The sequence below is a fragment of the Streptomyces sp. NPDC046862 genome (genome assembly GCF_040704615.1).
GTDB lineage: Bacteria > Actinomycetota > Actinomycetes > Streptomycetales > Streptomycetaceae > Streptomyces.
Genome location: NZ_JBEYXP010000001.1, coordinates 155,294 through 170,191, shown reverse-complemented (window position 1 = coordinate 170,191; position 14,898 = coordinate 155,294). Strand labels below are relative to the sequence as shown.

General features: G+C 70.8%; 13 protein-coding genes. 3 read left to right on the top strand and 10 right to left on the bottom strand.

Annotated features, from left to right (window positions below; translation table 11 throughout):
- Positions 1-8: 8 nt before the first annotated feature.
- From AB0959_RS00780 to AB0959_RS00750, 7 genes are all read right to left on the bottom strand, one after another.
- The gene (locus tag AB0959_RS00780) at positions 9-899 is read right to left on the bottom strand and encodes a DUF5936 domain-containing protein (protein ID WP_366824037.1); all 891 of its coding nucleotides are present in this window, start codon (positions 897-899) and stop codon (positions 9-11) included.
- Positions 900-944: 45 nt separating this feature from the next.
- Positions 945-1,886, bottom strand: a complete 942-nt coding sequence (locus tag AB0959_RS00775; RefSeq protein ID WP_366824036.1) for a type II secretion system F family protein — start codon at positions 1,884-1,886, stop codon at positions 945-947.
- Positions 1,887-1,941: 55 nt separating this feature from the next.
- A complete protein-coding gene (locus AB0959_RS00770) occupies positions 1,942-3,282 on the bottom strand; it encodes a CpaF family protein (protein WP_366824035.1) in 1,341 nt (446 codons plus the stop codon).
- Between the two features lie 29 nt (positions 3,283-3,311).
- Positions 3,312-3,641: a TadE/TadG family type IV pilus assembly protein gene (locus AB0959_RS00765; RefSeq protein WP_366824263.1), complete on the bottom strand. Its 330-nt coding sequence runs from the start codon at positions 3,639-3,641 to the stop codon at positions 3,312-3,314.
- A gap of 356 nt (positions 3,642-3,997) precedes the next feature.
- Positions 3,998-5,614 (bottom strand): AAA family ATPase, encoded by a 1,617-nt coding sequence (locus AB0959_RS00760; protein ID WP_366824034.1) that lies wholly within the window; start codon positions 5,612-5,614, stop codon positions 3,998-4,000.
- 102 nt (positions 5,615-5,716) lie between these two features.
- Positions 5,717-6,433 (bottom strand): Flp pilus assembly protein CpaB, encoded by a 717-nt coding sequence (gene cpaB / locus AB0959_RS00755; RefSeq protein ID WP_366824033.1) that lies wholly within the window; start codon positions 6,431-6,433, stop codon positions 5,717-5,719.
- An 83-nt stretch (positions 6,434-6,516) separates the two neighbouring features.
- Positions 6,517-7,467 (bottom strand): hypothetical protein, encoded by a 951-nt coding sequence (locus tag AB0959_RS00750; protein WP_366824032.1) that lies wholly within the window; start codon positions 7,465-7,467, stop codon positions 6,517-6,519.
- 334 nt (positions 7,468-7,801) lie between these two features.
- Between AB0959_RS00750 and AB0959_RS00745 the strand changes: the two genes are divergently transcribed.
- From AB0959_RS00745 to AB0959_RS00735, 3 genes are all read left to right on the top strand, one after another.
- Complete coding sequence (locus tag AB0959_RS00745) at positions 7,802-9,493, top strand: glycoside hydrolase family 18 protein (RefSeq protein WP_366824031.1); 1,692 nt, start codon at positions 7,802-7,804, stop codon at positions 9,491-9,493.
- Positions 9,494-9,722: 229 nt separating this feature from the next.
- Positions 9,723-10,157, top strand: coding sequence for a peptidase inhibitor family I36 protein (locus AB0959_RS00740; RefSeq protein WP_366824030.1), 435 nt, complete (start codon positions 9,723-9,725; stop codon positions 10,155-10,157).
- A gap of 2 nt (positions 10,158-10,159) precedes the next feature.
- Positions 10,160-11,119, top strand: a complete 960-nt coding sequence (locus AB0959_RS00735) for a hypothetical protein (protein ID WP_366824029.1) — start codon at positions 10,160-10,162, stop codon at positions 11,117-11,119.
- Between the two features lie 9 nt (positions 11,120-11,128).
- Here AB0959_RS00735 and AB0959_RS00730 read toward each other — a convergent pair whose 3' ends face one another.
- The 3 genes from AB0959_RS00730 to AB0959_RS00720 form a co-directional block, all read right to left on the bottom strand.
- The gene (locus AB0959_RS00730) at positions 11,129-11,767 is read right to left on the bottom strand and encodes a response regulator transcription factor (RefSeq protein WP_366824262.1); all 639 of its coding nucleotides are present in this window, start codon (positions 11,765-11,767) and stop codon (positions 11,129-11,131) included.
- A complete protein-coding gene (locus AB0959_RS00725; protein ID WP_366824028.1) occupies positions 11,764-13,425 on the bottom strand; it encodes a histidine kinase in 1,662 nt (553 codons plus the stop codon). Before AB0959_RS00725 ends, AB0959_RS00730 begins: the two co-directional genes overlap by 4 nt.
- Before the next feature lie 426 nt (positions 13,426-13,851).
- On the bottom strand, positions 13,852-14,790 hold the full coding sequence (locus AB0959_RS00720; protein WP_366824027.1) for an AraC family transcriptional regulator: 939 nt from the start codon (positions 14,788-14,790) through the stop codon (positions 13,852-13,854).
- Between the last annotated feature and the right edge of the window lie 108 nt (positions 14,791-14,898).

The following is a 14,898-nucleotide window of genomic DNA, read 5'->3' as shown; positions in this document are numbered from 1 at the left end:
CGGCCCCATCATCGGCCCAGGATGTCGCCGAAGTTCGTCCCCGAGCCCAGGAACATCCCGGTCGCGATGAGGATCATCGTCGCGGGGAGCATGAAGACCAGGGTCACCATCGTGGCTTTGGGGATGGTCTTGGCGGCGCGGCGGCGGGCGTTCTGGGCGTCGGTGCGGCGCATGTCCGTGGCGAGCTGGATGAGGGTCTCGGCGATCGGGGAGCCGAGTTCCTCGCCCTGCTGGAGCGCCGAGACGAACTGGGCGACCTGTTCGGAGGAGTTGCGCCTGCGGAGCTCGTCGAAGGCCTGGCGGCGGCTGACGCCCATGTCCATCTGGCGGAGCGTGATACGGAGTTCGTCCGCCCACGGGCCCTCGTACTTCTCCGCCACCCGGTCCAGTGCCTGGCGGAAGCCGAGGCCCGCGGAGACGACGACCGCGAGGACGTCGAGGAAGTCGGGGAGGGTGCGGTCGATGACGTCCTTGCGTTCGCGGATGGCCTGCCAGATCAGCGCGTCGGCGGCCAGCAGGCCGAAGGCGAAGGTGCCGAGGGCGAGGATGAGCTGGCCGTTGGTGAGGAAGACCAGGCCCATGAACGCGCCGAAGATGCCGTAGACGGCTCGGCGGGCCGCGTACCGGTTGAGGGTGAGGCCTCCTGGGTTGCCCGCCATGTCTATGCGGCGGCGCTTGGCGTCGACGCGGCGCGGGCCCATCAGGCGCAGGACGAGGGGCGCGAAGCGCATGCCGAGGCGGTCGACGGCCGAGTCCGCCTTGGAGACGCGGGTCGCGCCGACCTCCAGGGCGAGGGCCAGGTCGCCGGGGAGTTTCGCCTCCGCGCGGATCATGCGGATGCCGAGGAGGACGCCCGCGACCGAGACGGCCATCAGGAGGGCCAGCAAGAGCGGCGCCATTTGTAATCTCTCCTCCCCTCTCATACGTGTCTCATAGGTGGATTCTCATACTTCGATCTTGCCGAGGCGGCGGATGACGAAGAAGCCGACCGTGTAGAGGCCCAGCGAGATCAGGACCAGGGCCTGGCCGAGCCCCGAGCCGGTCACGCGGGCCAGCGCGCCCTCGTTCGAGGAGTTGATCAGGACCAGGGAACCCAGACCCAGCAACGGGACCGTGAAGGCCGTGGCGTTGACCTCGGAGAGCATCGTGCGGACCTCGCGGCGGGTCTCCTTGCGGTCCTCCAGTGTCTTGGTGAGGTTGCGCAGGGAGCTGACGACCGTGCCGCCCGCCTTGTTGGACAGGACGAGGGTGGTGACGAGGACGATCAGCTCACGGGAGGGCAGGCGTTCGGCGAGCTCCCCCAGGGCGTCGTCGATCGAGCGGCCGAGGGTCAACTGGTCGGCGACCCGGGCCAGTTCCTCGCCCGCCGGGGCCTCCAGCTCCTCCGCCGCCATCGCCAGCGCCGTACGGAGGGCGAGGCCCGCGGCCGTGGCGTTGGCGATGAGCCGTGCCACGTCGGGCAGTTGGTTGATGAAGGCCTCGATGCGTTTCTGGCGCTGCCAGTTGAGGAAGATGGCCGCGCTCCAGATGCCGACGAGGGCGGCGACCGGGCCGAAGAACGGCGCCAGCGTCGCGGCGGCGATCAGCCAGAGGGCGACGACGACCGCGGTGACGTACGTGGCGAACTCGCCCGCCGTCAGGTCGAGTCCGGTGGCGGACAGGCGCAGGTTGATGGTCCGGCCGAGGCGGGTGCGGCGCAGGCGTCGGTCGATGCCGGTGAACCGGCGGACGCGGCCGCCCGCCGTGCGGGCCGGGGCGGTGCCGGCCAGGCGGTCGACGAGGGCCTGGCGCTGGGCGCGGCCGGAGGCGAACGTGTGGACGCCCGCGACGGCGAAGGTGCCGCACAGGACGGTGGCGCCGAGGGCCAGCAGGGCGGGGTTGTTCATGCCGGGCACCTCTTCGGGGGCTGGGACGTCCTCTTCAACGGCTTGCGCGTCCTCGTCATCCGATGGCCTGCCTCGTGGTGAGTACGTCGAGGGCCTCGGCCACGCCGAACGCGGGCGGCAGCGGTTCGTTGGCCACGTACAGCTTCTCCGCGACCGGGCGGGGCAGCGGGAGGTGCTCGAAGCGGCCCTTGACGACGCGGTCCGCGCCGAGGGGCTGCGGGACGAAGCGGGAGACCGTGGCGATACGGAACTGCTCGCGGCCGTGCGAGACGAGCAGCGCGATCTCCGTCACCTTGCGGGAGCCGTCCGCGAACCGGGTCAGCTGGACGACCACGTCGACGGCCGAGTTGATCTGGTCCTTCAGCGCCTCGAACGGGATGAGCACCTCGGACATGGAGCCGAGGGTCTGGAGCCTCATCAGGGCGTCCTCGGCGGAGTTGGCGTGGACGGTGGCGAGGGAGCCGTCGTGGCCCGTCGACATGGCCTGGAGCATGTCGAGGGTCTCGCCGCCGCGGACCTCACCGACGATGATGCGGTCGGGGCGCATACGGAGGGAGTTGCGGACCAGGTCGCGGATGGTGACCTGGCCCTTGCCCTCGATGTTCGACGGGCGGGACTCCAGGCGGATCACGTGCTCCTGCTGGAGCTGGAGTTCGGCGGAGTCCTCGATGGTGATGATGCGCTCGTGGGACGGGATCAGGCCGGAGAGCGCGTTGAGGAGCGTCGTCTTGCCGGTGCCGGTGCCGCCGCTGACGATCACGTTGAAGCGGGCGCGGACGAAGGCGGCGAGCAGCATCAGCATCTGCTCGTCGAGCGAGCCGAGGCCGATCAGCTCGGGGAGCGTGTACGCGCGCGGGAAGCGGCGGATGGTGAGGGTGGGGCCGGTGAGGGCGAGCGGGGGGATGATCACGTTGACGCGCTCGCCGGTGGGGAGGCGGGCGTCGACCATGGGGTTCGACTCGTCGACGCGGCGGTTGACCGTCGAGACGATGCGCTCGATGGTCTGCATGAGCTGTTCGGTGGAGGCGAAGCGGAGGGGGAGCTGTTCTACTCGTCCGGCGCGCTCCACGAAGATGGAGTCCGGGCCGTTGACCATGATCTCGGTGATCGAGGCGTCGGCGAGGAGGGGTTCGAGGACACCGAGGCCGAGTGCCTCGTCCACGACCCTTCTGATCAGCTGGGACCGCTCGGCGGACGAGAGGACGGGGCCCTCTCGGCTGATGATGTGGCCGAGGACGCGTTCGAGGCGGGCCCTGCGTTCGGCTGCCGCCAGGCTCGACATCTCGGCGAGGTCGATCTCTTCGAGGAGCTTGGCGCGGTAGACGGCCACGAGGTGTCCGTCCTCGCGTCCGGCTTCCCCGTTCTCGGGGGCGGCGATACGGGATCGGAGGCTCATCTTGTTTGTCAGCTCCTCTCGGGGACCGGTCAGTTGTTGTTGGTGTCGTCGGTGGGCATGGTGACGCTGCGTTGGATGGGCGGGATGTCGAACAGAGGGATGATGGAGGGGACGTTGACGGTGACCGTGGCGGTGACCGTGTCGCCGCCGCCCCCTCCGGGGTCTACGTAAGGGCTCAGCCATCCGCTCACCGCCGCCGTACCTGCTGTGGCGCCTGTACCGGGGTTCAGGGACTCGGCCCGGGCCGCCGCCCGTGCGGCCGTACCCGCCTGGTTGATCCCGTACCCGACGAGCCCGAGCTGGATGGCGGCCATCCCGACGACGAGAAGAATGGGCAGGAATCCGGCGAACTCGAGGATGGAGGACCCTCGGTCGCTCCGACAGCGGCGCGTCGGCTTCCCCGTGGGCGGTTTCTCGCCCCCGCCGCCCCTACCCGTTCCCATCCCCAGGGGCTCCGCCCCTTCGACCCCGGGTTCGGGGTGATGAGCCGGGGATGAGCAGTACGGGCTCGTGAGCCGCCACCGCAGCCGCCTCCGGCGGTGGGCCTGGGGTGAGCGGTCTGGCTTGGGGCGGGACGCGGAGTCCCTGACCGCGGGGCGGTTCGGGACCGAGTCGACTCCCCCCGCACGACACACCGGTCTCCCCGCACGACACCCCGGGTCCGTGGCCGCCGAGCGGGCCAGGATCGAGTCGTCGCGCCTGGGACGGGTCCGGATCATTGTCCGTCTCCCTCCAGGGCCGCCCCGGCCTTGCCCGTGACGTCCGGCCAGCCCGGGTCGAAGCCCGGGAAGAAAAGCGGGACATCAGCGGTGACCGTGGCCTTCATGATGGAACCCTCGGGGACGCACTCGATGGTCACGCCGTCCCAGGCCCCCGGCAGATCCTCACCCCCGGCAGCCGCGCACGCCCCCTTGTAGTCGCCCTTCAGCGCATAGGCCGCCGTCCCCGCCCTCGCCGCCTCATCCGCCGCGTTCCCCGCGATCGAGTACGTGTACCCGTACAACACGCACTGCCACAGGATCGCCATCACCACGAGCACCAGGGGAAACATCCCCGCGAACTCCAGCGTCACCGAGCCCCGGTCACCGCCCTTTCGGCGGAGTACGAGCGCGCCCCGGTCCGAACCCGGCTTGCGGCGGCGGCCGTGGCCGGTTTCGTGGGCCACGACCAGGCCCAGCTCCCCCGCCAGTGACCACAGCGCCTGCTTGACCGTCGACTTGGTGTCGAGGTCCTGCAAGCGGCCCGCGTCGACGACCGACTGGAGTTCCTTGAAGGCGGCCGGGACGGTGACCCGTGCGACCCGCGTGCCGGTGACCTTCTCCACCAGCGACGGCTGGATCTCCGTGCTCCGGGAGTGGCGGTTGACGACCGTGAGGGTCTCCTCCGCCTTGCGGATCTGGAGGCGGTCCCAGAGGCGGACCATGCGTTTGGCGGCGCGGACCGCGACCACGTCCGGAGTGACCAGGAGCAGCGCCTGGTCGGCCATTTCCACCGCCGCCGCGGTCGCCGCGTTCATCTGGGAGCCGCAGTCGACGATCACCACGTCGTGCCGGGCCCGCAGGGCGCCGAGCACCTGGCGGGCCACCCGGTCGGTGACCTCCTCGCCGCGCTCACCCTCGGCGGGGGCCAGCAGCAGGGCGAGGCCCGTGTCGTGGGCGTAGACCGCCTCCTGGAGGACGCGCGGGTTGATGTCCGCGATGCCGGCCAGGTCGGCGACCGAACGCCGGAACTGCACGTCCAGGTACGAGGCCACGTCCCCGGACTGGAGGTCCAGGTCGAGGAGCGCCACCGTACGGCCCGACGCGCGTGCCGCCAGGGCCAGTTGGACGGACGCCAGGGTCGTGCCGACACCGCCCTTCGCTCCCGTCACCGTGACGAGCGTGCCGCCGGGTCCCGCGTACAGCTCCGGCGCGCCGCTGCCGAGGTGGCGCCGCATGCCGGCCGACCAGGAGGCCGCGGCCTGGACGCGTTCGGCGAGGGCGTCGTAGCCGAGAGGGAGGGTGATGATGCCTCGGGCGCCCGAGTCCATCGCCGCCGTCAGCACGCCCGTGCTCGTGTCGGCGGTGATGAGGACGACCCCCACCGCCGGGAAGCGCATGACCAGGTCGCGGATGAGGTCGAGTGCCGGGACCGGGCCGATCCGTTCGTGCACCAGGACGACCTCGGGCAGTTCGTCCAGGGACTCGGCCGCCAGGCGGGCGAGAGTGTCCAGCAGCGCGGTCGAGTCCGGGACCGGCGCGGCCGGTTCGGCGTCCGCGAGCTGGCTCAGCAGGGTGCTCAGGGCCCGGGCCGAGTCGATGTCCCCGACGGCGGGGAGGATGCGGATGGTCATCGGCCGGACCCCAGCCCCAGCCCGAGTCCCCGCCCCGAAGCAACCCCTGCGGAAGCCATACGAACCCTGCGGACCTTACGTACTGACCTCATGCGCGGCCTCCTACTTGTCCTCGTTGAGGGTGTACGTACGGTCCGAGGGCGACACGCTGCCGGCGTCGCCGCCCGCGACCAGGGCGAGCCGGACGTGCTCGGCGAACGACTCGGCGTACGCGACGCGCTGGGCGTCCGCCGTGTTGAGCGCGAAGGTGATGGGGACCGCGTCGGTGGCCGTGCGGCGGCGGTCGTTGCTGGACTGGTCGGGGTCGAGCGCGGTGAGCTTGCCGACGTCGAGGACGCGCGCGTCGGCGACGATCAGCTTGGACTGGTCGACGCCCTTGTCGCTGTCGTCGGCCTCGAAGGTGGCGAAGATGTTGACGCGGGAGCCGGGGTTGATCTTTCCGGCCACGCCCGTGGACGCGTCGATCATGATCGCGATCTCCTGCTGCCCGGGCTCCAGGTCGGGCCGGTCGACGATCATGTCGGTCTGGAGGAGTGATCCCTTCTCCAGCTTGGTGACGGCGATCTTCCCGCGGATCTCACGAAGGTTCCTGACGGCCGTGTCCGACAGCCAACGCTCGGGCATCGACACCTTCTCGAACTGGTCCGCCGACAGCTCCTTGTACGGCGCGATGTCGTTCCTCAGGCGGTACGCCGTCACCTCGGGCCCGACCTTGGAGTCCACGTCACGGATCACCGAGAGCACCCCGGCGAACGCGCCGACGGCGCACAGGGCCGAGAGGACCAGCAGGATGACGCCGCGGCGCTGGCGTGAGTTCATGACGCGGACAACCTCGATCGAAGGGCGGTGGGGGCGGACGGGGTCGAGCGGTCGTGCTTGCTATGGAGTTGTTCGCATGTGACTCACGTTGCGCCTCGGGGTAGCGCACGCGCGGCCGACGGCTGGACGGGGGGTAAAGAGGTGGACAACGTCGACAAGGGTGCCGCGCAGAACCCGCAGCGGTCCCCGATGAGTTCGAGTCCGCACCAGTGGCACGTCTCCCGGCGCACGGACGAGACGAGCTGGTAGAGCACGGACACGTCGTACAGCCCGGCGGCGAACTCGACGAGCTTGCCCGTCCCCCACCAGCGGGCGGACTCGGCGGCCAGCGGCACGGTGGCCACGCCCTGGACCTGCCAGGCGGGCGCGAGCGTCGAGGTGACCCAGTCGGAGGGCGGCTGGGGCCCGTTGGCGACGAGGAGTCGCGTGCCGAACTCCGGCCCGGCGAGCTCCTCCTGGCCCTGGCCGAGGCGGACGAGCTGGGGTCTCGGGTTGGCCAGCACGACGAACTGGGCGCCCGGAACCCACGACTTGGCGTGGGACTTCAGCGACACCGGCACCCGGTCGAGCTTGGTGACGGAGCCGAGGAGGGCGCCGGCGTAGATGTAGTGGGCGAGGAGGCGGGCGGAGGAGGCCAGCACGCCCGGACTGAAGTCGCACACGGACAGCTGGCGCAACTGCTGGGACAGCAGGGCGATCCCGAGCGGCGGTAGATCGATCCCGAGCAGGGCGATCCGGTCGCTTTCGAGCACGGAGCGAACGGTGTGGAGGCGCCGCGCGACGGCCAGCTCGGCGGGCGCGGCGGACCCGGCGTTCTCGGCGGAGGCCGCGTAGAGGGCGATCACATACCCGTGCTGCTCGACGAGCGCGTGCATCCCGAGAAGGGAACTCTCCAGCGTGTCCTGCGGCTGGACGGAGGCGGGCGGGGTCTGCCGGTCGTGCGGCGGGAGCACCAGGTCGGGACTGGTGACGGCTATCGCGGTCGGCACCGTGCACACCACCCCGTTCCGGCTGCGGCGGGGGTGGTCGACCACCGCCTCAGATGACCCCTGTGACTTCGTGACGTCTTTTCGCATCGTCACGTCTTTTCGCATCGTCTTGCATCAGCACCATATCCACGGCATGGCCCGCTCAACACCGAATCTCCTTGATCAACTCACGGAAGGTGCGGCGTGTCCCACACAGAGTGAGACGCATATGCCTCAACTCGGCACTGACGTACGGGGATTGAGGTCGGACGCGAAACCTTGACAACTTGATTGGTCTGGACCAACTTGTACGTCCAGCGGTGGCCACCGTGACGGATTCCTCTATCCACTTCCCCCCCTCCACTCCCCACGGGAGGCATCAGTGCGCCGCGTACCAGGCATGCGCAGACGCGGACGGCGGACCTGGGCAGGAGCCCTCGCCGCCGTCCTCACCGCCACCGGCCTCGCCCTCGCCGGCGCGGGTCAGGCCTCGGCCGCCGACGTCAACAACGCGAAGAACGCCGGCTTCGAGTCCGGCCTGACCAACTGGACCTGCTCCGCGAGCAGCGGTACGACGGTCTCCTCCCCCGTCCGCAGCGGCTCGGCGGCCCTGAAGGCCACCCCGGCCGGTCAGGACAACGCCAAGTGCGTCCAGACGGTCGCGGTGAAGCCCAATTCCACGTACACGCTGAGCGCGTGGGTGCGGGGCGGATACGCCTATCTGGGCGCGAGCGGCACGGGCACCACGGACGTGTCGACGTGGACTCCGGACACCACGGACTGGAAGCAGCTCACGACGACGTTCACCACCGGCGCGTCCACCACCTCGGTCACCCTCTACACGCACGGCTGGTACGGGCAGGCGGCCTACTACGCGGACGACGTGTCGGTGTTCGGCCCGGACGGCGGGGGCGGAGGCGACCAGCCGCCCACGGTCCCGTCCGCCCCGACCGGTGTGACGGTGTCGGGGTCGTCCTCGTCCTCCGTGTCCCTGGCGTGGAACACGGTGTCGGGCGCGACGGGCTACAACGTCTACCGGAGCGGCACCAAGGTCCAGGCGGTGACCGGCACGTCGGCGACCGTGACCGGGCTCTCCGCCTCCACCTCGTACACCTTCCAGGTCACGGCGACGAACGCGGCGGGCGAGTCGGCGAGGTCGGCGACGGTGACGGGCACGACGACCACGTCCCCGGGCGGCGGCACCACGCTGCCCAAGCACGCGGTGACCGGCTACTGGCAGAACTTCAACAACGGCGCCACGGTCCAGCGCCTCGCGGACGTCCAGTCCCAGTACGACATCATCGCGGTGGCCTTCGCCGACGCGACGACCACTCCGGGCGCCGTCACCTTCAACCTCGACTCGGCGGGCCTGGGCGGCTACACCGTCGACCAGTTCAAGGCCGACATCAGGGCCAAGCAGGCGGCGGGCAAGAAGGTCGTCGTCTCGGTCGGCGGGGAGCGCGGCACGGTGGGCGTGAGCGACGCGGCGTCGGCCACGAACTTCGCGAACTCCGTCTACTCCCTGATGCAGACGTACGGCTTCGACGGCGTCGACATCGACCTGGAGAACGGCCTCAACGCGACGTACATGACGCAGGCCCTGCGCTCACTGTCGGCCAAGGCCGGGCCGTCACTGATCCTCACGATGGCGCCGCAGACGATCGACATGCAGTCGACGTCGAACTCCTACTTCCAGACGGCGCTGAACGTGAAGGACATCCTGACGGTCGTCAACATGCAGTACTACAACAGCGGTTCCATGCTGGGCTGTGACGGCAAGGTCTACAGCCAGGGGTCGGTCGACTTCCTGACGGCCCTGGCCTGCATCCAGTTGCAGGGTGGCCTGTCCCCGTCCCAGGTGGGCCTGGGCCTCCCGGCGTCGACGCGGGGAGCGGGCAGCGGCTACGTGGCGCCCTCGGTGGTGAACAACGCGCTGGACTGCCTGACCCGGGGCACGAACTGCGGCTCCTTCAAGCCCTCGCGCACCTACCCGGACCTGCGGGGCGCGATGACGTGGTCGACCAACTGGGACGCCCTGGCGGGCAACGTGTGGTCAGGTGCCGTGGGACCGCACGTACATACGCTGCCCTGACGCTCCGCTTCCTCCGAGTGGGAGAGGACCATGGCCCGGCCTCAGGTGCGGCGCGATCCCGGGGCGGCCGGTTCTCTCCTCAGGGCCTGCCCTGATGTTCCCCGACTGCCGCGCACCTACCGTCATGGAGCGACAGACAGCCCGTGGACCTGGTCTCCGGCCGTCGTCTGTCGGGTCGGCGCGCAGGACCGGCGCACCGACCACATCCGTCGTACGAGAGGGGAACTCCGTGAAGAAGAAACTCGCCGCACTTGCGGGGGCGGTGGCGTTGCTGGCGTCGGCACCCGTCGCCTCCGCCGCCACGTCCGGTGCCACGCCCGGTGACGTCGAGGCGAGCGGCCTGAGCTCCTGCCCCTCGACCTACGCCTGCTTCTGGGTGGACAGCGGCTACCGGGGCACCATGGGCAAGGTCAGCGGGGACAACGACAACTACATGAACCTGCGCAACAGCTCCGGGTGCACCAGGTATCCCGGTACGTGGAACGACTGCATCAGCTCGATCGCCAACCGCGGCACACAGTGCACCGTCTACTTCTTCACCAACGCCAACGGCGGTGGCAGGTGGCACAGCCTCAGCAGAGGAGACGAGGTGGCCGACTTCGCCACGGGGTACAACGACCCCGCCTTCAACGACGCCATCAGCTCCAACCGTTGGTGCCGGTAAGCATGAAACGTCTGGCGCGAAGCCTGTGCCTCGCGCTGGTGGTCGCCGTCGGGGCGGCCGGTTGCGCATCGTCGCGACCGGCCGCCCCCGCGGTCACACCGCTGCCCAGGGCCTCCGCTCTGCCTGAGGACGGCCGGCTCGGCGCGTCCGCGGTCGATCTGGCCACCCGGTCCGGTGCCTGGCCCGAGACGGAACGGGCACTGCAGTCGGCGCTCGACCGGCTGACCCGTCGGTGCATGGAGGACCACGGGTTCTCGTACCCGGCGGCCGGTGTGGCTCCCCTGCCCGACCCGGCGGACGATGCGGCGGCCGCGGAGCTGCCGCGCCGCAGGAAGAGCGGATACGGCCTCGCGTCAAGCTCCGCCGCCTCGGGCAGGCCCGCCTCGGCCGTCGACCGGTACTACGCGGTGTTGTCGCCTCGGGACCAGCGCCGTTTCGACCTGACGCTCTTCGGCCGCGACGACCGCAAGGCCACCGTCGACATCCCGGGCAGGGGGCGCTTCCGTGTTCCCGAGCAGGGCTGTGAGGCCGACAGCAGGCGGCGGCTTGCGGGAAGTGTCGTTCTGTGGGCGCGCGTCTCCTACACCCCTGAGGCCATCGACAACCAGCTGGCCGACCGGGTCCCCGCAACGCCGGAGTACCGCTCGGCCCTGCGGGTGTGGCGCGCGTGCATGTCCGCCCGGAAGCACACGTACGACAGTCCGGAGACCGCGTACCGTGCCCTGCGGGACCAGTACAGGAAGACAGGCGCCACCTCCGCCTTCAGGAAGCGGGAAACCGCAGTCGCCGTCGCCGACGGGGACTGCGCGGTGCGCAGCCGGCTGTCGTCGACCGCGCTGGAGGTGCGCCGGGAGCTCACAGCCGAACTGGGCAAGGACGTCCGCAGGTCCCTGAACGAACTGGCGAGCTACCGTGCGGCCGTCGTCGCGAGGGCCGAGGAGACCGGTGCCGCCGGCGAGTGAACTATCCGGTCACGCCTGGAGGTAGGCCAGTACGGCGAGGACGCGCCGGTGGGCGGCCAGGTCCGGCTCCAGGTGGAGCTTGGCGAAGATGCTGCGGATGTGGCTCTCCAGGGTCTTCGCGCCGATACGCAGGCGTTCGGTGATGGCTTCGTTGGAGCGGCCTTCGGCTATGAGGGCAAGGACCTCGCGTTCGCGCGGGGTGAGGGTACCCAGGGGATCGGCCGTCCGGGGCCGCCGCATCAGGCGGTGGACGATCTCGGGGTCGACGACGGACTCGCCGGAGGCGATGCGCTTGAGGGCGTCGGAGAGCTCTGCGGCGTCGGCTATCCGCTCCTTGAGCAGATAGCCGAACCCCCGCCCGTCGTGCGCCATGGCCTCAACCGCGCGACCCGTCTCGACGTACTGGGACAGCAGCAGCACTCCTGTACCGGGGAAGCGCCTGCGGATGGCGTCGGCGGCAAGGACGCCCTCGTTCGTGTGGGTCGGCGGCATGCGTATGTCGATGATCACCACGTCGGGGCGGACATCCGCCACCAGGTCCAGCAGGCCCTCGGCGTCACCGGTCTGGGCGGCGACGGTGACATCGAGGTCTTCCATCAGGCGGGCCAGTCCCTGGCGCAGCAGGGCGGAGTCCTCCGCGATGATCACTCGCACGGCAGCTCCGCCCGGATCCGGGTGCCTCCCCCGGCGGGGGAGTCCACGCGCAGCAAGCCGCCCACGGCGGCCACCCGGTCGGCGAGGCCGCGCAGCCCGCTGCTGTCCGGATCGGCCCCGCCGACGCCGTCGTCGGTGACCTCGACCACCAGCCGCACGCCTTCCGTGCGGACGCCGACCGTGACCGCCCGGGCGCGGGCGTGTTTGGCGGCGTTGGTCAGGGTTTCGCAGACCACGTAGTACGCCGTGGTCTCGGCGAGCGGCGGCAGCCGGCCGACGTCGGCCATGATCACCACGGGTATGCCGGACTGCTCGGCCAGGGCGGTGAGCGCCGCGCTCAGACCGGCGCGGGACAGCACGGCCGGGTGGAGCCCGTGGGCCAGGTCACGCAGCTCCGACAGCGCCGTGTGCAGCGTCTGTTCGGTCTCATCGACCGCGGCACGCAGCGTCGGGTCACCGCCGCCCCACCGGGTGCCGATCCGCCGCAGTCCCATGAGCGCGAACACCAGACGGCTCTGCGCCCCGTCGTGCAGGTTCCGCTCCAGGCGCCGTCGCTCCTCCTCCTCGGCACTCAACAGGCGGATCTGCAGGCCGCGGGCCCGGTCGGCGGTCTGTGCGGCCTCCTGTGTGAGCTGCACGTTGCGCAGGCACAGCGCGACGGAGGCGGACACCGATGCGAGCAGCGCCGGCTCCTCGCCCAGGGCCCGGTCGTGCAGCAGGACCGCGAGGGGCCGGGCGCCGCTCCCTATGGGAGTCACCGCGGCGCCGGCGCCGATACGGCCGCGGCCCGCGGCGGGGACGGGGCGGCCCTCGGGATCGGCGTACCGGTCGGGCGCGCCGGCGCGGCGGATCCCGAGCCGCAGGGTCGGGTCGCCGAGCACATCGCGCAGCACTGTCTGGAGCCGGTCCGGCGTGGGATCCCGCCCGGCCGCGATCACCAGGTTGCCGGCGCCGGCCTGCCGGAGCCGGGTCCGCAGCAGCCCGGCCAGGAACGCCAGCGGCACCGCGACCTGGCTGAGGTCCGACAGCGCCAGGGGCAACAGCTCGGTGCCACCCAGCAGTCCGGGCAGCGCCAGATACACGATCTCCCAGCCGACGAAGGCCACGGTGAGTGCCACGGGCACCCCGACCGGCAGCAGCAGTCGACGGTACGCCGGACTGCCCGCCCGCCACCGGCCCACCAGCAGCACGACGATCCGTAAGGTCAGCAGGGCCCCCGCCCAGCGGTAGACCAGGTCGACCCCCGCGAACAGGTCGGGGTCGTCCACGACGAGCAGCGCGTTTCCGCGACAGCCGGGACACACCAGATAGGAACTGGCCCGGTCGGCAGCCGGGTCGTAGCAGAGCGCCCGGGCCAGCCCGCCCACCGCGACCAGCGTGTACCCGGCGGCCACCGTCCGCCGCCCCCGGCGGCCCGTCACCCGGCCCTCTGGGAAGGCCAGCAGCAGATGGGCCAGGACCGCGAGGTTCAGCGCCTCCCACCAGGCGCCGACGCCCAGGACCAGCGGCTGGTCGAATCCCTGAAGGTTGCCCAGGAACCAGGTCAGCCCCTCGGCGAGCATCAGCCTGCCGGTGCCGTTGGCCGGCCGGCGCCACATGGCGACCAAGCCGGCGGCTGCATAGGCGAGACCCATCACGAGATCGAGCACCACGGCCGCCGGTTCGGCTCCTGTGCGCGCATACCCCCAAGCGCCCACGGCACCTGCGGCGGCAGCGGCGGCCGTCCACAGCGCTAATCGCCCGATGTGTTGCGCCCCAGGCGTGCGTTCTCTCACCGCGCCCCCCATGCGCTGTCCCTCGGCCTCCCCCTCCTCACAGCCTGCCCGTCGTCTTTCCCACCGCCAAGGGCAAGGGCTCACCGGAACCGGATCTCGCCGATCGAAGTCCGGTCACGCGTCGTCGTACGGCTGCGAAGCGAACGGCAGAGGTCCCTGGGGAGCCCCGTCAGTCGGCGATGGCCTCGTCCCTGGACGGGACCCGGCGGGCGGGGAAGCAGGGCGAAGGCCACGGCCGACGTGGCAGGCATCTCACCCACCATCAGCAGCAGCCCCCGGCTGGGGTCCTGCGGTCGGCGCTGCTCACGAGCCGTGGTGCGTGGTGAGCGGTCGCGTCTCCGCGGCCGATCGTTCCCTCTGACGCCAGGTTCCGGGCGGTTCTCCGTGGTGGCGGCGGAAGGCGGCGGCGAAAGCGAAGGGCGAACCGTAGCCGACGGCGTCGGCGATCTGGGGCAAGGTGAGATCGTCGGCGCGCAGGTGGTCGCGGGCGATGGTCATGCGCCATTCGGTCAGGTACTGCATGGGGGCCTGGCCGAGTGCCTCCCGGAACACCCGCGCGAAGGCGGCCCGCGACAGGCCGCTGATCGTGGCGAGTTCGGGGACCGTCCACGGGTGAGCCGCGTCGTCGTGGATGGCTTGCAGCGCGGCGCCCAGCCGTGGGTCCGAGGATGCCCGGTACCAGCGCGGTGCCCTGGTGCTGCGGCGGAAGTCGCTGCGGATGGCCAGCACGAGAAGCAGGTCCAGGAGGCGATCCAGGACGATCTGCTGGGCGAGTTCGTTGCGGACCAGTTCGCGGGACAGCAAAGTGATCACGTCCCGTAGAGGATCGTCGTCGGCCGCCGAAAGGGTCATGACCTGGGGCAGTGCGTCCAGGAGCCCGCTGCCGACGTCGCCGGAGAACTGGTAGGCGCCGCACAGGAACACGGTGGCCTGCGGGTTGTCCCCGGGGCTCGTCCGGACGTGGCGTGCCCGGAACTCCTCCGGCTCCAGGCATGCGGCGCCCGGTTCATGCCCGATGTAGTGGTTCGGTCCGCCGCGTACCAGGGTGACGCTTCCCGGTATGAGCTCCACGGTGCTGCCGGGGGTGTCCAGCCAGAGGTAGCCGCGGCCGCGGACGACTGTGTGCACCGACAGCTGTATCGAACCGCCCAGCCGCAGTCCCCACGGAGGTTCGGCGACCGTCCGCGCGAACACCGCGCCGGTGGCGCGCGCCCGCAGCAGGTGGTCAGACAGCAGATCCATGGGATCAGCTTGACCAGCGCGAGCATCAGGGTCAAGGCATGAGAGCTTCACATATGAATCCGAGCGGAACACACATGGATCGTCTCGCCCGGAGCTTCGAGCATGGAG